At 62.8% G+C, this 22,515-nt stretch carries 15 protein-coding genes and 2 pseudogenes; 14 read left to right on the forward strand and 3 right to left on the reverse strand.

Features of this window, described 5'->3' with window-relative positions; all coding sequences use genetic code 11:
* Positions 1-44: 44 nt before the first annotated feature.
* From QC821_RS14225 to glrR, 6 genes are all read left to right on the forward strand, one after another.
* A complete protein-coding gene (locus QC821_RS14225; protein WP_309722738.1) occupies positions 45-725 on the forward strand; it encodes a TIGR00153 family protein in 681 nt (226 codons plus the stop codon).
* Between the two features lie 52 nt (positions 726-777).
* Entirely contained in the window at positions 778-2,046 is a 1,269-nt protein-coding gene (locus QC821_RS14230; RefSeq protein ID WP_309722740.1) for an inorganic phosphate transporter, read from the forward strand.
* Between the two features lie 144 nt (positions 2,047-2,190).
* Complete coding sequence (gene argA, locus QC821_RS14235; protein WP_309722743.1) at positions 2,191-3,504, forward strand: amino-acid N-acetyltransferase; 1,314 nt, start codon at positions 2,191-2,193, stop codon at positions 3,502-3,504.
* A gap of 806 nt (positions 3,505-4,310) precedes the next feature.
* On the forward strand, positions 4,311-5,819 hold the full coding sequence (locus QC821_RS14240; RefSeq protein WP_309722746.1) for a sensor histidine kinase: 1,509 nt from the start codon (positions 4,311-4,313) through the stop codon (positions 5,817-5,819).
* A 3-nt stretch (positions 5,820-5,822) separates the two neighbouring features.
* Positions 5,823-6,359, forward strand: coding sequence for a hypothetical protein (locus QC821_RS14245; RefSeq protein ID WP_309722749.1), 537 nt, complete (start codon positions 5,823-5,825; stop codon positions 6,357-6,359).
* A 34-nt stretch (positions 6,360-6,393) separates the two neighbouring features.
* Entirely contained in the window at positions 6,394-7,776 is a 1,383-nt protein-coding gene (gene glrR / locus QC821_RS14250) for a two-component system response regulator GlrR (RefSeq protein WP_479691077.1), read from the forward strand.
* Here glrR and xseA read toward each other — a convergent pair whose 3' ends face one another.
* The 3 genes from xseA to QC821_RS14265 all read right to left on the reverse strand — a co-directional run bounded on the left by xseA (position 7,777) and on the right by QC821_RS14265 (position 10,199).
* Entirely contained in the window at positions 7,777-9,132 is a 1,356-nt protein-coding gene (xseA, locus tag QC821_RS14255; RefSeq protein WP_309722752.1) for an exodeoxyribonuclease VII large subunit, read from the reverse strand. It abuts the gene before it with no gap.
* Between the two features lie 142 nt (positions 9,133-9,274).
* Positions 9,275-9,886 (reverse strand): PRC-barrel domain-containing protein, encoded by a 612-nt coding sequence (locus QC821_RS14260; RefSeq protein WP_309722755.1) that lies wholly within the window; start codon positions 9,884-9,886, stop codon positions 9,275-9,277.
* Between the two features lie 115 nt (positions 9,887-10,001).
* Positions 10,002-10,199, reverse strand: a complete 198-nt coding sequence (locus tag QC821_RS14265; RefSeq protein ID WP_076746398.1) for a CsbD family protein — start codon at positions 10,197-10,199, stop codon at positions 10,002-10,004.
* Between the two features lie 186 nt (positions 10,200-10,385).
* Here QC821_RS14265 and guaB point away from each other — a divergent pair, with 186 nt between their 5' ends.
* The 8 genes and pseudogenes from guaB to QC821_RS14300 all read left to right on the forward strand — a co-directional run.
* Positions 10,386-11,855, forward strand: coding sequence for an IMP dehydrogenase (gene guaB / locus QC821_RS14270; RefSeq protein WP_309722760.1), 1,470 nt, complete (start codon positions 10,386-10,388; stop codon positions 11,853-11,855).
* A 101-nt stretch (positions 11,856-11,956) separates the two neighbouring features.
* Complete coding sequence (gene guaA, locus QC821_RS14275; RefSeq protein WP_309722763.1) at positions 11,957-13,531, forward strand: glutamine-hydrolyzing GMP synthase; 1,575 nt, start codon at positions 11,957-11,959, stop codon at positions 13,529-13,531.
* A gap of 266 nt (positions 13,532-13,797) precedes the next feature.
* Entirely contained in the window at positions 13,798-15,174 is a 1,377-nt protein-coding gene (locus QC821_RS14280) for a hypothetical protein (protein ID WP_309722766.1), read from the forward strand.
* A 380-nt stretch (positions 15,175-15,554) separates the two neighbouring features.
* A complete protein-coding gene (locus QC821_RS14285) occupies positions 15,555-17,168 on the forward strand; it encodes a hypothetical protein (RefSeq protein ID WP_309722767.1) in 1,614 nt (537 codons plus the stop codon).
* Entirely contained in the window at positions 17,165-18,895 is a 1,731-nt protein-coding gene (locus tag QC821_RS14290; protein WP_309722770.1) for a hypothetical protein, read from the forward strand. Before QC821_RS14285 ends, QC821_RS14290 begins: the two co-directional genes overlap by 4 nt.
* 108 nt (positions 18,896-19,003) lie before the next feature.
* Positions 19,004-19,105 (forward strand): annotated as a pseudogene (locus tag QC821_RS21785) (GMP synthase (glutamine-hydrolyzing)); the annotation flags it as partial.
* A gap of 265 nt (positions 19,106-19,370) precedes the next feature.
* Positions 19,371-22,082, forward strand: a complete 2,712-nt coding sequence (locus tag QC821_RS14295; protein WP_309722773.1) for an AAA domain-containing protein — start codon at positions 19,371-19,373, stop codon at positions 22,080-22,082.
* A 110-nt stretch (positions 22,083-22,192) separates the two neighbouring features.
* A pseudogene (locus QC821_RS14300) lies at positions 22,193-22,417 on the forward strand (GMP synthase (glutamine-hydrolyzing)); the annotation flags it as partial.
* Between the last annotated feature and the right edge of the window lie 98 nt (positions 22,418-22,515).

The raw sequence follows: 22,515 nt of genomic DNA on the forward strand, positions 1-22,515 counted from the left end.
GTCTCTATACTGTCGCCGCCATTCCCAACTGCGCAAACCGCTCTATGGTAACCACCAATCCGTTCTCGGCGATGTTCGGTCGTTCGCCATTCCAGCCGCTGCTGGCGCATATCGTCAAGGTCAATGAGTGTGCCGACCAGCTGCTGCCGTTCTACGACGCCGCGCTCGCCGGCGACTGGGACGCCGCCGCTCGCCACCGTGAGGCGATCACCGACCTCGAGCACCAGGCCGACGAACTCAAGACCGAGCTGCGCCTCAACCTGCCCAACACCATGTTCCTGCCGGTATCGCGCTCCGACCTGCTCGACCTGATCAGTGTCCAGGACAAGATCGCCAACAAGGCCCGCGACATCACCGGCATCATGCTGGGGCGCTGCATGACCATGCCGCAGCCGCTGGCCCAGCCGATGCGCGACTACCTGGTGACCTCGGTGGCCTCGGTGGCCCAGGCACGCAAGGCGCTGGAGGAGCTCAAGGAGCTGCTCGAGTCGGGGTTCGGGCGCAACGTCACCGAGGTGATGCAGAACCTGATCCGCGATCTGCACGAGCTCGAGCACCAGACCGATGACCAGCAGGTGGCGATTCGCCGCCTGCTGTTCGAGCTGGAGAGCGAGCTGCCGCCGGTAGACGTGATTTTCCTCTACAAGATCATCGACTGGATAGGCGAACTCTCCGACCGCGCCGAGCGCGTCGGCAGCCGCCTGCAGATCCTCACCGCCCGCTGAGGCCTTGCACGTCGCCTCGTCCTGACCCGACACCTACATAGGACCCGACCCTATGTCGATCATTGCGCAACACGGCGAAATCTTCATCCTGCTGGCGTGTGCCTTCGGCTTCTTCATGGCCTGGGGCGTGGGTGCCAACGATGTCGCCAATGCCATGGGCACCTCGGTGGGCTCCAAGGCGATCACCATCAAGCAGGCGATCATCATCGCCGTGATCTTCGAGTTCCTCGGCGCCTGGCTGGCCGGCGGCGAGGTCACCTCGACCATTCGCGGCGGGATGATCGATCCCGACCTGCTCGACGGCAATCCCGAGCTGCTGGTCTACGGCATGCTCTCGGCGCTGCTGGCCGCGGCGATCTGGCTGATGGTCGCCTCGGCGCGGGGCTGGCCGGTCTCCACCACCCACTCCATCGTCGGTGCCATCGTCGGCTTCGGCGCGGTGGGGCTGGGGGTGGAGGCGGTGGCCTGGGGCCGGGTCGGCACCATCGCCTCGAGCTGGGTGGTGTCGCCGCTGCTGGCCGGCAGCATCGCCTTCATGCTGTTCAAGACCGTGCAGTACCTGATCTTCGAGGCCAAGGACCCGTTCGCCGCGGCCAAGCGCTATGTGCCGATGTTCGTATTCCTGGTCGGTTTCGTGGTCGCCATGGTCACCCTGACCAAGGGCCTGACCCACGTCGGCCTCGACCTCAGCTTCGGCCAGAGCCTGCTGCTGGCGATCCTGTTCGGCCTGGTCATCATGCTGCTGGGGATTGTGCTCGAGCGCAGCGCCAATCCCACCCGTCCGCCCGCCGACGACCACTTCGGCTATGCCGGGGTGGAGCGGGTGTTCGGCGTGCTGATGATCTTCACCGCCTGTGCCATGGCCTTCGCCCACGGCTCCAATGATGTCGCCAACGCGGTCGGGCCGCTGGCCGCGGTGATCAGCGTGGTACAGAGCGACGGCGTCATCGACAGCGCCGCCCTGGTGCCCTGGTGGGTATTGATCCTGGGCGGCGGCGGCATCGTCTTCGGCCTGGTCACCTACGGTCACAAGGTGATCGCCACCGTGGGTACCGGGATCACCGAGCTGACCCCCAGCCGCGGCTTTGCCGCGACCCTGGCCGCAGCCACCACCGTGGTACTGGCCTCGGGCACCGGGCTGCCGATCTCCACCACCCACACCCTGGTCGGGGCGATCCTGGGCGTTGGCCTGGCGCGTGGCATGGCGGCCCTCAACCTGCGGGTGATCGGCACCATCGTGATGTCGTGGCTGATCACCCTGCCGGCCGGGGCCGGCCTGGCGATCATGTTCTTCTTCATGTTCAAGGGGATCTTCGGCTAGGCGCTAGCGCCCCGGCCAGGTCCCCACCGACGGCCCGCACCCGCTGCGGGCCGCCGCCTCCCCGGCGGTAGTGCCGCGCTTTTGGTTGCTCTGCTATCATCGAGCCTCGCCCCTTTCCATTCTCCTGCTGCCGGAGCGCGGCCCTTGAACACTCGCTTTCCCTTCGTCGACTGGTTCCGTAACTCCTCGCCGTATATCAATGCGCACCGCGGGCGAACCTTCGTGATCCTGATCGAAGGCGAGGCGATGGCCCAGGGCCGCGGCGAGCAGTTGATCCAGGATCTGGCGCTGCTGCACACCCTGGGGGTGCGGCTGGTGGTGGTGTTCGGGATTCGCCCCCAGGTGAATGCTGCGCTGGAGGCGGCGGGCATCACGCCTACCCGCCACGACGGCCGCTGGATCGCCGATGGCGCCATCATGGCCTGCGTCGAGCGGGTCGCCGCCGAGCAGCGGCTGTGGCTCGAGGCGCGCCTCTCGCTGGGGCTGCCCAACACCCCGCTGCACGGCGTCGAGCTGACCGCGGTGTCCGGCAACCTGGTGATGGCCAAGCCGCTGGGCGTGCGCGAGGGCGTCGACTACGACCACAGCGGTGAGGTGCGCCGGGTCCGCGCCGCGGCGGTCCAGGCGCTGCTCGAGCAGGGCTCGCTGGTGCTGCTGCCGCCGCTGGGCTTCTCGAGCACCGGCGAGGTCTTCGACCTCGACGCTTCGGAGGTTGCCCAGCAGGCCGCGGTGGCGCTCAAGGCCGACAAGCTGATCCTGCTCGGCGAGGCCGATGGCCTGCACGACGAGAGCGGCGCCCTGCAGCGCCAGCTGACCCCCGGCGAAGCGGAGCCGCTGCGCCACCGTTCGGCACCGGGTAGCGAGCTCGACCGCCACCTGGCGGCTGCCTGCGGCGCGGCGCGCTTCGGCGTGGCGCGCACCCACCTGCTGTCGTGGCACGACCACGACGCGCTGCTCGGCGAGCTGTTCACCCGCGACGGCGTCGGCACCATGATCACCCAGCACCGCTACGAGCAGCTGCGCGCCGCCCAGCTGGGCGACATCGCCGGCCTGCTCGAGCTGCTCGAGCCCCTCGAGCGGCGCGGCATGCTGGTCGCCCGCTCACGCGAGCGCCTCGAACACGAGATCGACGACTACCTGGTGATCGAGCGCGACGGCATGATCATCGGCTGCGCGGCGTTGCACGCCTTCCGCGACGCGGGCATGGGCGAGCTGGCCTGCGTGGCGGTGCACGACGACTACCGGCGCGGGGCCCGCGGCGGACTGCTGCTGGCCGAGACCGAGCGCCGCGCCCGGCGCCAGGGCCTGACGTCGCTGTTCGCGCTGACCACCCACACCACCCACTGGTTCTTCGAGCACGGCTTCCGCCTGGCCGAGCTCAGCGAGCTGCCCCATCTCAAGCGCGATGCCTACAACCACGCGCGCAAGTCCAAGATCCTGCTAAAGCCGCTGGGTTAGCCGCCCGGGCCGACCTGTCGCCGAAAAGCGGCAGGTTGGTCGGGCCGCCGTGTCGCTAGATGGCAACCATGTAAGTCATTGATTCAAAAATAATATCTAATTATTCGCATATTGATGTTGCCGAATGGCGACATAAATTGCGGTAAATTGCCGCGATCTGGCGGTTTTTCGCGCTTCGCTTCGGGTTGGCACATTTTGTGTAATTTTAACTATTTGATTTTAAAAGAACATCACGGTTTTTGGCACGCTCGTCGCAATGTATAGGGCGAGCAAGGGAAACGGATCAATACGGCTCGATCCGCTTCCCGGACCGGACCAGCAGGGCAAGGATCACCACCCTGTGCCACTTGCTCGACTGGAACGGTCAGCGTCTGCTCCACGCGATGTGTGACTTAGGTTGCGATGAGACGGGGTGCCGCCTACTAGGCAAGGAGTGGCACCGTAAGGGCAAGGACGCCCAGGCATGGATGCCTCATCCCCCACGGGGGATCGAATTCAGGATCATGACGCGATGAGCGGCATGATAAGGAATGAAGCCGAGTGGCGTGCCACTCAAATGCGGCGGCGGATCCTGGCATGAGGATGTCGACGCAAGGCTTCCGGACCTTCGGGTCCCCAGAGTGCGACGATGCATTAACCGGCCAGGCGGCTAATACATCTCAATCTCTACCCCTTCAGTTCCCTGCGTACCTTGGGCCGGCTCTGCCGGCCCTCTTTTTTTGCCCGCCGGCAATAACGACAAATCTGTTATCCTGTGTGGAACAGCCATGACGCCGCCTCTTTTCCTTTTACATAGAACATTGGTCATGACCACTCAGGTCTCGCGCCGCTGGCGCCCCCGCTCGCTGCTGCAGCTGGTGCTGCTAGCCTTCATCGTGGTGATGCTGCCGCTAGGCGTGCTGATGTTTCAGGCCGGGCAGGCACTCTCCGAGCTCACCCGCCTGGCCGACGTCAGCGCCCGCCAGGCGGTGGAAGAGACGCGGCGTGCCCGCGAGCTCTCCAGCCTGGCGCTGGAGATGGAGCGCAGTGCGCGGCAGTACGCGGTGATCGAGCAGGAAGGCTTGATGGAGATCTACCTCGAGCGCGTCGATGAGTTCGGCGACCTGCTCGCCCAGCACCGCCGGCTGCTGCCCGACGACCCCAACATGCTGGCGCTGGTCGATCAGCTCAGCCTGCTGCGCAGCATGCCCGAGCTGCCCATCGAAGAGTTCCGCGACGAGCTGTTCGCCTTCGTGCCCTTCGCCGCCAACACCGAGGCGGTTCGCCGCGCCACCAACCGCCATATCGACGCGCGCATCGACACCATTCGCGAGCAGGCCAGCAGCGTGCAGACCCAGCTGTGGCTGCAGACCGCGGCGCTGGTCTCGGCAAGCCTGCTGCTGATGCTGCTCTTCACCTGGCTGATCATCCGCCCCATCCGTCAGCTCGAGCGGCGCATCCTGGGGCTTGGCGACAGCGGCACGGCGGCGCCGGCCAAGACCATCCAGGGTCCGGCCGAGCTGGTCAGCCTCGGCGACCGGCTCGACTGGCTGTCATCGCGGCTCAGCGAGCTGGAGGCCCAGAAACAGCAGTTCCTGCGCCATATGTCCCACGAACTCAAGACCCCGCTGGCCAGCGTGCGCGAGGGCACTGCGCTGCTCAGCGACGGCGTGGCCGGCGAGATCACCCCACGCCAGTTGGAGATCCTCGAACTGATAGACAGCAGCGGCAAGGAGCTGCAGACCCTGATCGAGCAGCTGCTCGACTACAACCTGCTGCAGCACGACAAGGGCGCCAAGATCGTGCGTTTCGACCTGGCCACCGTGGTCAAGGAGCTGCTCGCCAAGCATCAGCTGGCCCTCGAGCACAAGGAGATGCGCGTCGAGTGGTTCGACAAGCCCCTCGATTGGCAGGCGGATCGCATTGCCACCGGGCGTATTCTCGATAATTTGTTGTCCAATGCCATTGCCTACGGCGAAGACGGCGGGATAGTGGCGATCCGCGCCTGGACCCGCGGCGAACGGCTGTTCGTCGAGGTGGCCAACAGCGGTGAGCCGATCGCCGAGGAGGACCGCCCGCGGCTGTTCGAGGCCTTCTACCAGGGCCGGGCGCGCCGCAAGGGCCCGCTTAAGGGGTCCGGCATTGGCCTGTCGGTGGCCGCCGATTGCGCCCGCGCCCAGTACGGTGAACTGATGCTGGTCGACGATAGCCAGCTGCCGGTGTGTTTCCGCCTGGTGCTGCCCTGGGCAGATGCCGACGCCAGCGGGCAAGAGACCAACAACGCGACCTTGAGACTGCCCTCAGAGGCAGTGAGCGTACACGCAAGGAACGACTGAACCATGAACTATCGAACACTGCTGTCACTCGCCACGGCGATGCTGCTGGTGGGATGTGAAGCGTTTCCTGCCATGCAGCAGAGCGAGGTGGAGCCTGAGCCGGAGCTGCCCACCCAGTGCGATGAGCCGATTCCGACCCTGGTCGAAAGCGCCTGCCTGGTAGAGGCCTGGGTCGCCTACGGCCTGGCCTCGCAGCGCGCCGACCGCGAGTGGCGGGATGAGCAACTCGAGCAACTTGAGGGCAGCACCCCAGAGCAGCACCTGCAGCGTGCGGTGGTGCTGGCCTGGGGCAGCGAGCGGCAGTGGGACCAGGCCGCCGCGCTGCTGGAGGAGGACCTGCATGCCGCGCCCAGCGACCTGCAGCCGCTGCTGCGCTACTGGCTCAACGAAGTGGAAGGGCGGCGTGCCTTGTCCAACCGGCTGCAGCGCAGCGAAAACGAGCGGCGCAGCCTGGCTGAGGCCAACGAATCGCTAACCGAGAAGCTCGAGGCGCTGACCGATATCGAGCAGAGCATCAACCTGCGCCAATACGCGCCCTGAGACCTGCAATACCGACGAGACGAGGGAGTGAATCGTGAAACAAGCAGCCCGACCGCAAGGCGCCCATATCCTGCTGGTGGATGACGATGCGAGCCTGCTGAAGCTGCTGGGCCTGCGCCTGGAGAGCCGCGGCTTTCGTGTCACCACCGCTGAAAGCGGCCGCCAGGCCCTCGACCGGCTGGGTGAATCGCGGCCCGACCTGGTGCTATCAGACCTGCGCATGGACGAAATGGACGGTCTGGCGCTGTTTCATGAGATCCAGCGCCAGGCTCCCGGCCTGCCGGTGATCATCCTTACCGCCCACGGCTCGATCCCCGATGCGGTGAGCGCCACCCGCCAGGGGGTGTTCAGCTTCCTGACCAAGCCGGTGGACCGCGAGGAGCTGTTTGCCGCCATCGACGAGGCGCTGTCGCAGACCCCGGGGCCGGCGGTCGACGGCGACAACGCCTGGCGCGCGGCGATCATCACCCGCAGCCCGCAGATGGAACGCATCCTCGAGCAGGCGCGGATGGTGGCCGGTGCCGACGTCAGCGTGCTGGTCACCGGCCCCTCGGGGTCGGGCAAGGAGCTGATGGCCAACGCCATTCACCACGCCAGCACCCGGGCCGACAAGCCGTTCGTCGCCATCAACTGCGGCGCACTGCCCGAGCAGCTGCTCGAGAGCGAGCTGTTCGGCCACGCCAAGGGCGCCTTCACCGGCGCGGTGAACCAGCACCAGGGCCTGTTCCAGGCCGCCGACGGCGGCACCCTGTTCCTCGACGAGATCGGCGACATGCCGCTGACCCTGCAGGTCAAGCTGCTGCGCGCCATCCAGGAGCGTCAGATTCGCCCGCTGGGGTCGACCACCTCGGTGCCCATCGACGTGCGCATCATCTCGGCGACCCACCGCGACCTAGACCGCGCCATGCGCGAGGGCGACTTCCGCGAGGATCTCTACTATCGCCTCAACGTGGTCAACCTCAAGCTGCCGGCGCTCAAGGAGCGCGCCGAGGACGTGCCGCTGCTGGCCAAGCACCTAGTGGCCCAGGCCGCCGAGCGCCACAAGCCGTTCGTCAAGGGCTTCTCGCCGGAGGCGCTCAACCTGCTGGCCTCGTGTGCCTGGCCCGGCAACGTGCGTCAGTTGGTCAACGTGGTGGAGCAGTGCGTGGCGCTGACCAGCTCGCCGATGATTCCCGAGGCGCTGGTCTCCCAGGCGCTGGCCGCCGAGGAGAACGCGCTGCCGTCGTTCAACGAGGCGCGCGCCAGCTTCGAGCGCAGCTACCTGATCAAGGTGCTCAAGATCACCGAAGGCAACGTCACCCAGGCGGCGCGCATCGCCGGGCGCAACCGCACAGATTTCTACAAGCTGCTCAATCGCCACGAGCTAGAGCCCAGCAGCTTCAAGCCGGGCGCCGCCGAGCTGGTCAGCAACGGCTAGCTACTCCTCCAGGCGCCGCGTGACCTCGACCGCAAGGCGACCCTCGCCGAGCCGGGTGGTGAGCGCCTGGCCGGGCTGGGCGTCGGCAGCGCGCCGCACCACCTGCCCCTGTTCGTCCTCCACGATGGCATAGCCGCGGCCCAGCACCGCCAGCGGGCTGACCGCCTGCAGCTCGCGGGCCAGGGCCTCGAGGCGGCTGCGCTGGCGCTCCAGCTGGCGGGGCATGGCGGCGAACAGCCGCTCGCTGGCCTGGCGCTTGCGCAGCTCGGCCTGGCGCAGCAGGCCGGCCGGGTCGATGCCGTTGAGCCGCGCCTGCAGGTGCTGCTGGCGCTGGCGGCCGTGGTCGAGGCGCGCGCGCATGGCGCGCTGCAGGCGTGCGTCCAACTGGGCCAGGTGCTGGCGCTGCTGGGCGAGGCGCTCGCCGGGGTGGCGCAGCCGCGCACGCAGATGGTCGAGGCGCTGAGCCTCGCGCTGCAGGCGCACCTGCTGGGCCTGTGCCAGCCGTTGGCCGGCGAGGCTCAGCCGCCGGCGCAGGTCGGCCTGGTCGGGTACCAGCATCTCGGCGGCGGCGGAAGGGGTCGGGGCGCGGGCGTCGGCGGCGAAGTCGCTGAGGCCGCTGTCGACCTCGTGGCCCACCGCCGACATCACCGGCAGCCGCGAGTGGAAGATCGCCCGCGCCAGGTGTTCGTCGTTGAACGCCCACAGGTCCTCGAGGCTGCCGCCGCCGCGGGTGATCAGCAGCGCATCGCACGCCGGATCGAAGCTCCCGCCGGGCTGGCTCTGGCGGTTGAGCAGCGCCAGGGCGCGGATCATCGCCGGCGCCGCCTCGCGGCCCTGCACCGGCACCGGCACGATATCGACCTCCACCAGCGGCCAGCGTGCCCGCAGGACCGCCAGCACGTCGCGGATCGCCGCGCCGCTGGGCGAGGTCATCACCAGCAGCCGGCGCGGCGGGAAGGGCAGGGCGCGGGCGTTGGCGAACACGCCCTCGGCGGCGAGCTGATGCTTGAGGCGCTCCAGGGCGGCGAGCAGGTCGCCGGCGCCGGCCGCCTGCACGGCATCGACGATCATCTGAAAGTCGCCGCGCGGTTCGAACAGCGACACCTTGCCGCGCAGCTTGACCCGGTCGCCGTTGTTGAGCGGCGCGGCGATGAACCTAGAGCGGTTGCGGAACAGCGCGCAGCGCAGCTGGGCGCGCTCATCCTTGAGGGTGAAGTAGACGTGGCCCGAGGCGGGCCGCGAGACCCCGGACAGCTCGCCCTCCACCCAGCAGTCGCCGAAGTCGCCCTCCAGCAGCAGGCGGGCGCGGCGGTTGAGGTCGCTGACGGAAAGGGTAGGGGGGGCAGATGGCGGCATGCTGGCACGGTCCTGATGAAGCAGTGGCATCACTTTAGCATGGCCGCATAGCCGACAAGAAAAGGCGCCGAGCCCAAGCGGCCCGGCGCCATCCATGTCATGCGTTTACGTTAAGAGAGGGGTAGCTAGCTACCCGAGGCGATCATTCAAAATCGTCCTCGATATCCTCATCGGTGTACTCGGCATCGTCGTCATCGCGGTCACGGTCATCGCGGTCACGATCACCATTGCGGTCGCGGTCTTCGTCCATCATGCCGTCGCCGTCGCCCACTGTGCCGGTGCCGGTGGTCTGCCAGACGCTTTCGCGGTCGCCGTGCTCCTGAGCGCGACGGTCGCGCTCGCTGGAGAACCACTGCTCCTCATATTCGGGGAAGTTCTGCAGCTCGTCCTCGCTGGCATCGACCAGGATGCGGTGAGACACGCTGCCATCGCCGAAGGTGGCGCCGTCATCACGGTGTGTTTCCATGGTGAAATGCTCGACGCCTACCACCACGTCGTCACCGCCGATGCCCCAGAAACCGCCGGCGCTGACGATAACGGCGGCCACCCTGCCTTCATCGTCCAGCAGCAGGTTCTCGACGCTGCCGACTTCCTCGTCGGGATCGCTGGCGTGATAGACATCGGCGCCGATGATGTCATTCGCGGAGTAAAGGCCTTGGGCGGCCGTGGTGTCGTCCTGAGCCATCGCCTGCGAGCCGAAAGCGAGGCTAGCGGCTATGGTTGCGACTGCGATGGTGAGTGTGTGCTTTTGCATGTTCAATCTCCTTAGATCTTTCCTTAGACTTCGGATCTTGCCTTGCAGTGATGGACCGGCTCTCGACGCGCGATCTCGATAGCTCGGTCAGAATCCCTGACTCGGAGCCGTTGACTTAGAGCCCTTTGGCCCATTCGTCGGCCTGGCGTTCCGCTTCCTCGCGCTCCAGGCCATACTTCTTCTGTATCTTGCCGACCAGCTGGTCCTTCTTGCCGCCGATCTGATCGAGCTCGTCGTCGGTAATTTCACCCCAGCTGCTGCGGGCCTTGCCTTTCACTTCCTTCCACTGACCTTCAACCTGGTCCCAGTTCATCTCGTCACTCCTGTCCTTGAGTGGGTGTGGTAACGCTCCTTTACTCTAGTTCACGCCTTGACACACGCAAGTGAAAACGCTGCACGCCGACACCTTCATTGCCCCACCCCGAGCCGACCCGCTATAATGCGCGATTAACTTTTTCCTCGCCCCACTTCCCATCTGCTCAAAATGGGTGTTGCCGCTATGCTACGTATGGCTCAAGAAGCACTTACGTTCGATGACGTATTACTCGTTCCCGGCTACTCTGAGGTCCTGCCCAAGGACGTCAGCCTCAAGTCCCGCCTGACCCGCAACCTCGAACTCAATATCCCCCTCGTCTCGTCCGCCATGGATACCGTCACCGAAGCGCGCCTGGCCATCGCCATGGCCCAGGAAGGTGGCATCGGCATCATCCACAAGAACATGACCATCGCCGGCCAGGCCTCCGAGGTGCGCAAGGTCAAGAAGCACGAGAGCGTGATCGTCAAGGACCCGGTTACCGTGGGCCCCAAGGCCAAGCTGCAGGACCTGCTGGCGATGGCCGACGAGTACGGCTACTCCGGCTTCCCGGTGGTCGAGGGCGACGCCCTGGTGGGCATCGTCACCGGCCGCGACATGCGCTTCCAGCCCGACCACAGCGACAGCGTCGAGGCGATCATGACCCCGCGCGACAAGCTGGTCACCGTGCCGGTGGGCACGCCGCTGTCGGAGATCAAGGTCAAGCTGCAGGAGAACCGCATCGAGAAGATCCTGATCGTCGATGAGGACTTCCACCTGCACGGCCTGGTCACCGTGCGCGACATCGAGAAGGCGCGCACCTACCCGTTCGCCGCCAAAGACGGCGACGGCCGCCTGCTGGTCGGCGCCGCGGTGGGCACCGGCCCCGAGACCCCGGACCGCATCGCCGCGCTGGCCGAGGCCGGGGTCGATGTGATCGTCGTCGACACCGCCCACGGCCACTCCAAGGGCGTGATTGACCGAGTGCGCTGGGCCAAGGAGCACTTCCCCGGCGTGCAGGTGATCGGTGGCAACATCGCCACCGCCGGCGCAGCCGTGGCGCTGGCCGAAGCCGGTGCCGATGGGGTCAAGGTGGGTATCGGCCCGGGCTCGATCTGCACCACCCGCGTGGTGGCCGGCGTCGGCGTGCCGCAGATCACTGCGGTCTCCAACGTCGCCGAGGCGCTCAAGCCCTACGACATCCCGCTGATCGCCGACGGTGGCATCCGCTACTCCGGCGACCTGGCCAAGGCCATCGCTGCCGGCGCCAGCACGGTGATGATCGGCGGCCTGCTGGCTGGCACCGAAGAGGCGCCGGGCGAGGTCGAGCTCTACCAGGGGCGCACCTACAAGGCCTACCGCGGCATGGGCTCGATGGGCGCCATGTCCCAGAGCCAGGGCTCCAGCGACCGCTACTTCCAGGATAAGGACGCCGGCGCCGACAAGCTGGTGCCGGAAGGCGTCGAAGGCCGCGTGCCCTACAAGGGCATGATGAGCGCCATCGTTCACCAGCTGATGGGCGGCCTGCGCGCCTCGATGGGCTACACCGGCTGCACCAGCATCCTCGAGATGCGCACCAAGCCCGAGTTCGTGCAGATCACCGGGGCCGGCTTCGCCGAATCCCACGTGCACGACGTGCAGATCACCAAGGAAGCCCCGAACTACCGGGCCAGCTGAGCCCATCGCAGGACTCACTAGCGGCGGGGCAGCGTCAAACGACCCCGCCGCACCCTTTTGTATCCGGCCCGCCGCCTACGCTGCCAGCAAGAGACGCCCAGATGACCGACATTCACGCCCACAAGATCCTGATCCTCGACTTCGGCTCCCAGTACACCCAGCTGATCGCCCGCCGCGTGCGCGAGATCGGCGTCTACTCCGAGGTTCGCGCCTTCGATATCAGCGAGGAGGAGATCCGCGAGTACCAGCCCAACGGCATCATCCTCTCCGGCGGGCCGGAGTCCACCGTGGCCGAAGGCTCGCCCCGCGCGCCGCAGTGCGTGTTCGAGCTGGGCCTGCCGGTGCTGGGCATCTGCTACGGCATGCAGACCATGGCCGAGCAGCTCGGCGGCGCCGTTGAAGGCTCCAACAAGCATGAATTCGGGTACGCCCAGGTCACCATCGACAGCAGCGACGACATGTTCCGCGACATCAAGGACCATGTGGATCACGACGGCAAGGCGCTGCTCGACGTGTGGATGAGCCACGGCGACAAGGTGGCCCGTGCGCCGGACGCCTTCACCGTGACCGCCTCCACCCCGAGCTGCCCCATCGCCGCCATGAGCTGGGCCGAGAAGCACTTCTACGGCGTGCAGTTCCACCCCGAGGTGACCCACACCCTGCAGGGCCAGCGTATCCTCGAGCACTTCGTGGTCGGCATCTGCGGCGCCGAGAAGCTCTGGACCCCGGCCAAGATCATCGAAGACCAGGTGGCCCGGGTGCGCGACCAGGTCGGCGACCGCCACGTGCTGCTCGGCCTCTCCGGCGGCGTCGACTCCTCGGTCGTCGCCGCGCTGCTGCACCGCGCCATCGGCGACCAGCTGACCTGCGTGTTCGTCGACAATGGCCTGCTGCGCAAGAACGAAGGCCAGCAGGTGATGGAGACCTTCGCCAAGCACATGGGCGTCAAGGTGATCCGCGTCGACGCCGAAGCGCTGTTCCTCGACAAGCTCAAGGGCGAGGCCGACCCCGAGGCCAAGCGCAAGATCATCGGCAACACCTTCATCGAGGTGTTCGATGAAGAGGCCAGCAAGATCGACGGCGTCGACTTCCTGGCCCAGGGCACCATCTACCCCGACGTCATCGAATCCGCCGCCAGCAAGACCGGCAAGGCCCACGTGATCAAGTCGCACCACAACGTCGGCGGCCTGCCCGAGACCATGAAGCTCAAGCTGGTCGAACCGCTGCGCGAGCTGTTCAAGGACGAAGTGCGCAAGCTCGGCGTCGAGCTCGGCCTGCCGTATGACATGGTCTACCGCCACCCCTTCCCGGGGCCGGGCCTCGGCGTGCGCATCCTCGGCGAAGTGAAGAAGGAGTACGCCGATATCCTGCGTGAAGCCGACGCCATCTTCATCGAGGAGCTGCACAACGCCGACTGGTACCACAAGACCAGCCAGGCCTTCGCCGTGTTCCTGCCGGTGAAATCCGTGGGTGTGGTCGGCGACGGCCGCCGCTACGAATGGGTCATCGCCCTGCGCGCCGTGGAAACCATCGACTTCATGACCGCACGCTGGGCGCACCTGCCGTATGAGCTTCTGGAGACCGTCTCCAACCGCATCATCAATGAGATCAGCGGCGTATCGCGGGTGACCTACGACGTCAGCAGCAAGCCGCCCGCGACGATCGAGTGGGAGTGAGGTACGCCTAGGCAGAACGCCAGACGCGGCTAAGCTGACCGAGATCAAGGGTCTACCAAAGGGTAGGCCCTTTTTCTTTGCAATCTGTTACCTGGTCTTGTGTACTGGGCTAAGGTCGCTGAGATAGCTGCCGATAACAGTGGTAGTAACCAGGGACTGTAGAAGGGAAGTGGCATGCAGAGCCATCAGACCATGCCCCCCGGATCCTGACCGCTGCGTTCAGCGATCCCTTTCAAAAATAAAGACAATACGCAGGGAGAGTGACCATGGAGCGTCCCGATTTCGTCAAACGTGGCGAAGAGGCCAGATTGATTCCCGTAGTTGCCGATACCAATCGTGAACAACGTGCGGCCTCGGTACTGCTCGCCGCGCTGCGAGGCGTCCATGAGTTCCGGCAGCAGATGCTTCTGTCACTTGGGGTGCGTGTGGGTAGCCGGGCGGTTTTGGGTGCCTGGACGGAGATCGTGCTGGAAGCCGATCCCGGTGCGGCCAAGAGTGACCGGCCAGATGGACTGATTGTGCTGCAAACCGGGCGTAAGACGTGGAGTGCTCTAGTAGAAGCAAAGATCGGCAATGCCGACATCGGCGAGGAACAGCTCAGGCAATATCTTCAGCAGGCCAAGAAACACAAGGTAGACGCGGTCATTACCATCACCAACCAGTTCGTCGCGATACCCTCACATCACCCGGTGAAGGTGCCAAAGTCGATGCTCAAGGGCGTCGAGCTCTATCACTGGTCCTGGATGTACGCGGTGACTCAGGCGACGCTGCTGCTGGAGTCTGGCGAGATCACTTCGCCTGACCAGCGCTTTATGCTGGAGGAGGTGCTTCGCTACCTCGGCCATGAATCCAGTGGCATCTCCCGTTTCGATAGCATGAACCGGGAGTGGAAGGAGGTGGTGGGCAAGGTCAAGAGTGGCGCCATACTGGGCAAGAATACCGAGGAAGTGGAGAACACCGTCTCCAGCTGGCATCAGGAGCAGCGCGACCTATGCCTGGTAATGAGCCGCAAGCTGGGGCGGCCCGTCAAGCTAAAGCTGGCCCGCGCTCACCGCACCGATCCGGTAAAGCGCCTCAAGGACGACTGCGAAGCTCTGGCTAAGGACAAGGTATTGAGTTGTTGTCTGGAAGTGCCGGATGCTGCTGCCGACTTGGAAGTTACTGCCGATCTCACCAAGCGCACCATCGTTTGTTCCATGCGTGTGGTGGCACCCCAGGACAAGAAGCGCAGTACTGCCCGCGTCAACTGGCTAGCCCGGCAGCTTACCAAGGCAGAGGTCGACAGCATGTACATCAAGGCTGTCCGTCCAGGCCGCGCCGAGGAGACGCAAGCCACCTTAGCCCAAGTACTTGAAGACGCCGCTGCACTGGATTCACCAGCGACCACGGTCGTTCCGAGTGCCTTCGAGGTCTTCTATATGGCCGACCTTGGCCATCGCTTCGCCGGCAACAAGATTTTCATCGAAGAACTGGAAAAGGCAGTGCCGCATTTTTACCAGCAGGTTGGGCAGCGGCTCAGGGCTTGGGTAGCGCCCCCGCCCAAACTACACCGGCGTGATCCGGCCGAGGGGAAAAGCGATGCTGATGAGGATGATGTGGAGCAACGGCAAAGTGATACGGAAGGATGGGATGCGGCTGAGTAGGGGTGGGCAGTGTTTGCCGCTACTACAAGTGGGTAATCGCCTTACGTGCCGTGGAGAGCGTCCCAACCGCATCATCAACGAGATTTGCGGTGTATTACGCTTGACCTACGATGTTGAGCATAAAGACCTCGCAACGAGTGAGTGGGGGAGGCTCTTACATAACACCATGAGTGCGAAATAGACTGAGGCCACGTTCATCCATTTCATCTGTTTTGAGAATCTAATAGGCTCTTTGGGGAGCAAAGGGTCCAATGGGTAGACCAATGGCATCTGATGGGACACCAGTAGACGAGACGGAATTGGCTACGCAGCTCCGCACACAGGGCTTGGTTCGTACTGTTGCGGATCTGGAGTGTCGGCGTCTGGACGATGACCATTCTGTGTTGATCGAGACGCTCGCGACCATATTAAACGATACCGATGCGCCACCGATTGACCACTATGCCGAAGATGCTCTGGCAGAGTTGGAGGGACGGCGCTTCTTCCTCTTCCAGCATGTTCTATGCGATCTGATACCTCTTCTGAATTTAGATCAGGAGGTCCTTCTTGCCTTCATCACGCGCCTGCTGGATACAGGCGGCAACGATCTAGATTCTGGCGCCCTGAATACTGCTTTTGGGGAATGGACGAAGAAGGACCCTACTCGGCCTTTCAAGGTCTACGAAGCTGTACGTGCCGGCGATAGCCTCGCTCTACGTCAACTATTCACTGTTCTCAGAATGAATGCTGATGCCGAGGTAGGCCTGATATTCGCGCAAGATCACGAGCGGGAGGCGAAGCTTGCAGCCACCTCGGCTTTGGGTGCCATGGAGTTGGGTGAACGCTACGGTGAGGTACTCGACACACTGCTCCAAGGCGCGTCCAGTGACGATGGGGATATTGCCCTGCGGTCCGTCGAAGCGGGTTACCGCGCTGCTGCAAAACGGAAAGTATACGCACCAGCCAGTTTCGACGAACAACTCGCACGGATCCTTCAGACGAGGAGTCCCACTGCGATTCACTTGGCTGCGGATCTTCTGTGGCTTCACCGGGAGGGCCTCTCAGAGAGTGCTATAGATCTGTGTCTTGATGCCGTGGCAGATGTTGATCCAGACAATATCGTCACAATTTCGCATATCGACCATACCACTTATCAACTCGTAGGCGCCGAGCGTGTTGAAAAAGTGGTTTACCTGCTTAGTGAGTTATTCGATCGTTCACAGGGGCGGATTACGCTGGACGCGTTCCAGAGTACGTACCATGCCCTCAAGCAGGCAGGCGCAGACGTGCTTGGTAGTGCGGTTGTGTACTGGCTGCTCAATGGGGATGTATACACTCGTAAATGCGTGGCGAACGAAGTGTGCAGTGTTGGGAGCGATGACCCACCGTTCTCAATCCCCGCGTCGTCCCTGCCAACGGAGCCATCGGATCAGCTTTTCCTCTGTCGCAAGGCTGTCGGATGGTTCTTTATCGATCCGCTGGCCGCGGTTGTCATACCATTAGCGGTACTTCGCGATGGATCTCCGGATATCGCTAGTGATGTCCTCAGTCTGATCTACGACCCCTTGCTCCTGAGCTATGGGGGCAAGCTGAAGGACTACCTTGAGCGCTACGTTGGAGGCGGCGGAGCGAACGGCTCTGGTATTACTGAACTGCTCGCACGAAAGGCTGCATTTAAGGACGCGATGGAGGGTATTGAGCGTTTGGTTGAATTGCACCCCAGCGAAATGCAGCGCGAGGCAGAGCGTGTTCAGTGGAACGAGAAGATGGAACGGGGCATGGAGCAGGGGAGGCGAAAATCTATATTTGAGGATATCTTCACCAAACAATACATCCTGTATGGCCGCTCGTCGCTGACTCCGATTCATACCGGTGAGGGTGCCACGCATCTAACCGAGATCGAGATGAAATCATTCTCGATCTCGTCCGAGTTGCCTCTCCTCAATATTGTTGACCCGGTCGGCCTCGACCACATGCTGGTCCACTTCAAGCTTGAGCCGCGAGAACAACGATGAAACTTGTCGTGACACACTATCTGCGCTCGCTACGCGAACGCGGCGAACTCGACGCTATTTTGCCCGATCTTCTGGCCGAGAGTGGGTTCGAAGTTCTAACCCGTCCCCGTCGTGGCACGCGGCAAGCTGGTGTCGACGTCGCTGCAGTCGGCCCCAATCCAGATCGCGATGGTGCTCGAAGCCTGTTCCTGTTCACGATCAAGTCTGGAGATTTGACACGGGAGCATTGGGACACAGGTCAGCAGGCCGTGCGTCCCTCGCTCAACGAGATTCTGGATGATTATATCCCTAACCGTATCCCGCCGCATTTAGCGGATATGCCCATCGTCATTTGTATCTGCATGGGTGGCGAGATGCGCGAGGATGTTCGCGCTCAGTGGAGCGGCTTTTGCCGGACGAACGGAAAAGCCAGCGTTCACTTCGCCGAGTGGAACGGAGATCGTCTCGCGGATCTGATCCTCAGCGGCATGTTACGTGCAGAGTTAATTGAGAGCGAGAACCGAGGAGTGTTTCTGAAGGCGCTAGCGATGCTTGACCAGCCCGACGTCGCTTATCGGCATTTCCGCCACTTGCTCGATATCATCTTCACTGAGCCGAAGAACCAGACAGAGCGGACACGCCAGCTACGCAAGGCCTACCTGTGCCTTTGGATACTCTTTGTATGGGCTCGCGACGCCGATAACCTTGAGGCAGCGTATCTAGCATCTGAGCTGGTGCTGCTACGCAGCTGGCCGCACTGCGATAATACCCGTCTGCGCAAGGGCTCGACGCAGCAGGAGCGGTTGGCTCATTTCGATCAGGTCTTGCAACTACACATCATCATCGCCAACCTTCTTCTCGTCGAGAAAATTGGGTCATTCGCCGATAAGCGCTACGCGCTTTCAATGGCCGTCAATTCACGCAACGCGGTCGACATCAACATGGCGCTGTTCGAGACGCTGGGGAGGTTGTCTCTACACGGGCTATGGTTGGATGCCATTAGTGTCACGCAGGACGAGGCGTTTGCGCAGGCAATGAGTGAAGGAGCGGATAAGGTGCTTAATATAGCGATCGGGATGCTGAACGCGAACCCGGCGCTTGCCGCGCCCGTTCGCGACGATTTCGCGATCGAACTGGCTCTGTTTATGCGTCTTGCAGGCGTTCGTGGCCGTCTTTCCAATGTCGCCGATTACATCCGTGGCATGTCCGATCACCTGTGCAACGGACTGAGAGCTCGGCAGCACTATCCGACGCCGGCGACAGATTATCGAGACGTCCTCGCCCACCCCAGAGACCGCAGCGATGCATACTTCGAAGAGCATACACGCGCGGGGATTCTTTACACCTTCGTACTCGCTTGGCTTGCGATGATCGGAGATCAGGAGCGCGCAGAGCGCTTGCGTAGCATGTTATTAGAGCACGCTCCGAACATGACTCACCAAATCTGGGTTCCTGACGGACGAACAGATGAAGTTTTCTGGGATGGTGATCGAGATCACGGCTTTTCGGTACCAGGCCTGCCACTCGATGACTCGCTAGAGGCCGTTTTTAGTCTACTAAATCGCGTAATGAAGGAGCATCCGCTGCATGAGCGAGTGAGTGCTGTGCGAATTGGCCTGCCCCCTATCCTGCTAGCGGCCTGCCGCCACTATCGTATGCCTGTGCCACCGCACCTTTGGCAAGGTCAGGATCGTTCCGCACCGGACAGTACCGCTTCTGATCAAGCAGCACCGGATCCGGGGATGTAGCAGTCGCAAGGTGGGTAGTCTTTAGTACGAACACTATCTGCTGCAAGACAGGTCCGACAAGATGAAAGCGAAGGAACTAGATTCCACACTAGCTAAGCGGTGTTCCCATCGCTGAAGTTCGTCGGCGACGGCCGGCGCTAAGAATGGGTCACCGCCTTGCGCGCCGTGGAAACCATCGACTTCATGACCGCAAGGTGGGCACACCTGCCGCCAGTGACGGTCGAGTGGGAGTGAAAATGCATCTTTCTGGGACTATCGATAGTCACCGACAAAGCTGAGGAAAATTATTTTAATAACAATAAGTTACGGGGTTCCAGGCTCCATCCACAAGGCCGCTGTTAGCAACGACCTGTACGCAGCAGTATGTTGTCCATGAGGTAATGATGGCAATATGATCTTTTATTGAAAAATAATAGTACTCGATGTTCGGCTTGAGGGAGAATTCGAATGTCGTTCGCGCGCAGGTAAGGGGCATATGGTTTCGATTCATGTGGGTGGCGAGGACAAGACCGCAGAGATCACCAACTGGTCGATCTGGAGCAATAAGAACAAAGGCCTGCAACTTAGGTGCACCTACTTAAAAAAAGAAAAGGCCATACACGCGCTTAGCGACTGCAGCATTTCCCCTACCCGCGAACTGGGCGAGATGTTGCTGACCAAGCCCAACAGCACGGTCGTCAAGCCTATCGCCAAGGCGACGATATACGGCGAGCGGTATGCCGTCGTGCTTTATCCAGGCTCAGAACAGCCCTACGTACACAAGTTGGACGGCATCGAGTTCGTTGCGCCGACGGCGTTGAGGAAGGCTCCGGTCTTTCGCTATTTCACCACCGTGGCTAATGCCCGGCGGGATCGCGCGAAGTCGAAAAATGACTATGAGATAGCCGCCAATGTCATGCGCCAACTGGACAAGCTGCCTGCTAGTGCCGACACCGCCTTGCATGCCTATTGCACGGGGCGAAATGGAACGCAAGCGCCCGGCGCCGGCCTGATCTTTCCCTTCGGCGTCAACGTAAGTCAGCTCGCGGCGGTCGAGCAGGCCTTCAGTGCGCAGATCAGCGTGATTGAGGGCCCACCGGGGACTGGCAAGACCCAGACCATCCTGAACATCCTCGTCAATATCCTGTTACGCAGGCAGACGGTGGCGGTGCTGTCCAACAACAACTCGGCTGTCGAAAACGTCTACGAGAAGCTGGAAAAATGTGGCTTGGGCCATCTAGTCGCCAAACTTGGCAACCAGCACAATCGCAAGGACTTCTTCGCCGACCTGCCGCCGTGGCCATCGAGCGAGACCGAGCCCGCGCCGCCCCTGGAGGAGATCCAAGCCCTGCTGGCCCGCTTGAAGCAGCACCTGCACGACCACAACCGGGCGGCGCAACTGCAGGCCGACATCGACGAGTTAACCGTCGAACGTCGCTATCTTCAGCAGTGGCAGGAAGAGAATGGTATTCAGACTGCCGTCTCGCTGGAAAAGTACGGACTGTCCCCACGCAAGACAGCGGACCTGATGGCCTACCTGGCCCATCTTGGCGAGCAGCGCATCCGGCTCAAGGACCGGGTCGAATTGCTGTTCAACTTCAGAATTTTCCGCGCTCGACCTTTCGCCCAGGGCGATGCGCGGCTGTCCGTCTTCCATGCCTTGCAGTTGCACTATTACGACAAGGCCCTTCGGGACAAAGAAGCCGAGCTGCAGGCATGTCGCGAGTCGCTGGAGCTCGGGAATTTCATGGCCTTGCTGGATGAGTTGCAAGTGGCGTCGATGCGCTACCTGAAGCAGAGCCTGCAGAGTAAGGAACGGGCATCGGACTCCTTCGATGCCGATACATACCGGAAGCAGTTCGATGCCTTCGTGCAGCGCTTCCCGATCCTGGGCAGCAGCACGCATTCCATCGTCAATTCGATCGCGCCGGGGGCGATTCTAGATTACGTGATCATCGACGAGGCCTCGCAGCAAGACATCGTGCCGGGCATCCTGGCACTGGGCTGTGCGAAGAACCTGGTCGTTGTCGGCGACAGCCGCCAGTTGGCGCATATTCCCGTGGCGCTGGGCCTGCAGGCGCCCGCCAACGCCTATGACTGCGAGCGATACAGCCTGCTCGATTCGTGTATCGGCGTGTTCAAGGAGACGCTGCCCAGGACGCTATTGAAAGAGCATTACCGCTGTCATCCCAGGATCATCAAGTTCTGCAATCAGCAGTTCTACGACAACGCGCTGGTGCCGATGACGGCGGACAAGAGCGAAGCGCCCCTGCGCCTGATGGTGACCGCAAAGGGCAACCACGCCCGGAAGAACACCAACCTCAGGGAACTGGACTCCTTGCTCAAGGTACTAGACGATGAGGGCGAGCCCATTGGCGTGGACGGCGATGGCCGCGGCTTCATTGCCCCTTTCCGGGCCCAGGTCAGCCTCTCTGGCACATACCTGCCAGAGGATTTCGTCAAGGATACCGTGCACAAATTCCAAGGGCGGGAATGCGACGAGATCATCTTCTCCACTGTGCTGGATAAGAAGCGCTTCAACCAGGAACGCAAGCGGCTGGCTTTCGTCGATGATCCGCGCATGGTCAATGTGGCGGTGTCGCGGGCCAAGAACCGCTTCACCCTGGTGACGGGCGACGAGGTATTCCTCGCAAACAACGGTCATATCGCGGCATTGATGCGCTACGTCGAGTATTACGCGCAGGATGAGCAGGTCGTGCGCGCACCCGTAGTGTCTGCCTTCGACCTGTTGTACAAGGAATACGATCAATCCCTGGCGCGGCTCAACGCCAGGCTGCGGCCCGAAGACTCGCGCTTCAAATCCGAGCAGATTGTGGCGCAACTGTTGCGGGAGGCTATGTCCGACCCGTCGTGCTGGGCACTGATGTGCCACACCCAGGTCCGCTTGAATCAGGTCGCCTCACCGACCAATCCTGCCTTGACGGAGCGAGAACTGGAGTTCATGCGCAACCGCGCCAGTTGCGATTTCGTGCTGTATTTCAAGGTGGGCAAAACACCGCTTGGGGTGATCGAAGTCGATGGTGGCTCTCATGATAGGCCTGAGCAGGCGGCACGAGATGCCTTGAAGAACAGCATCCTGGCAAAATGTGGGCTTCCCATCCTGCGGCTGCGCACTGTCGAGAGCCGCATCGAAGAACAGATCGCAGGGTTCCTCGCCCAGTGGGTGAATACTGCGTCAAAGACGTGAAGTAACAAGCGAGACGGTGCAATGCAGTGACGTGATCTCGCGCCTGGTGAGTAACCACCGACGGATCGTGAAGCCAGGCGCTAACCGCCACCCACCCAGAGGGGCCGGGCCTGGGCGTGCGCATTCTCGGCGTGGTCAGCGACGGCCGCCGCTACGAATGGGTCATCGCCCTGCGCGCCGTGGAAACCATCGACTTCATGACCGCACGCTGGGCGCACCTGCCGTATGAGCTGCTGGAGACCGTCTCCAACCGCATCATCAACGAGATCAGCGGCGTCTCCCGCGTGACCTACGACGTCAGCAGCAATCCGCCTGCGACGATTGAGTGGGAGTGAAAGGGGGGGCGGTCTCAATGACCAAGTGCAACACCTGACCCATTCGGTATGGTATTGCCATGACTCATTGCTATCGCCACCTCACTGCTGAAGACAGA

Source organism: Franzmannia qiaohouensis, assembly GCF_031451695.1.
In the GTDB taxonomy this organism is placed as follows: domain Bacteria; phylum Pseudomonadota; class Gammaproteobacteria; order Pseudomonadales; family Halomonadaceae; genus Franzmannia; species Franzmannia qiaohouensis.

What these genes read in the sequence shown, in the direction of transcription:
- QC821_RS14290 (WP_309722770.1), top strand. Translation starts at nt 17,165, where the DNA reads ATGAAACTTGTCGTGACACACTATCTGCGCTCGCTACGCGAACGCGGC.
- guaA (WP_309722763.1), top strand. Translation starts at nt 11,957, where the DNA reads ATGACCGACATTCACGCCCACAAGATCCTGATCCTCGACTTCGGCTCC.
- QC821_RS14240 (WP_309722746.1), top strand. Translation starts at nt 4,311, where the DNA reads ATGACCACTCAGGTCTCGCGCCGCTGGCGCCCCCGCTCGCTGCTGCAG.
- QC821_RS14295 (WP_309722773.1), top strand. Translation starts at nt 19,371, where the DNA reads ATGGTTTCGATTCATGTGGGTGGCGAGGACAAGACCGCAGAGATCACC.
- QC821_RS14225 (WP_309722738.1), top strand. Translation starts at nt 45, where the DNA reads ATGGTAACCACCAATCCGTTCTCGGCGATGTTCGGTCGTTCGCCATTC.
- QC821_RS14245 (WP_309722749.1), top strand. Translation starts at nt 5,823, where the DNA reads ATGAACTATCGAACACTGCTGTCACTCGCCACGGCGATGCTGCTGGTG.
- QC821_RS14265 (WP_076746398.1), bottom strand. Translation starts at nt 10,199, where the DNA reads ATGAACTGGGACCAGGTTGAAGGTCAGTGGAAGGAAGTGAAAGGCAAG.
- QC821_RS14280 (WP_309722766.1), top strand. Translation starts at nt 13,798, where the DNA reads ATGGAGCGTCCCGATTTCGTCAAACGTGGCGAAGAGGCCAGATTGATT.
- QC821_RS14230 (WP_309722740.1), top strand. Translation starts at nt 778, where the DNA reads ATGTCGATCATTGCGCAACACGGCGAAATCTTCATCCTGCTGGCGTGT.
- guaB (WP_309722760.1), top strand. Translation starts at nt 10,386, where the DNA reads ATGCTACGTATGGCTCAAGAAGCACTTACGTTCGATGACGTATTACTC.
- xseA (WP_309722752.1), bottom strand. Translation starts at nt 9,132, where the DNA reads ATGCCGCCATCTGCCCCCCCTACCCTTTCCGTCAGCGACCTCAACCGC.
- QC821_RS14260 (WP_309722755.1), bottom strand. Translation starts at nt 9,886, where the DNA reads ATGCAAAAGCACACACTCACCATCGCAGTCGCAACCATAGCCGCTAGC.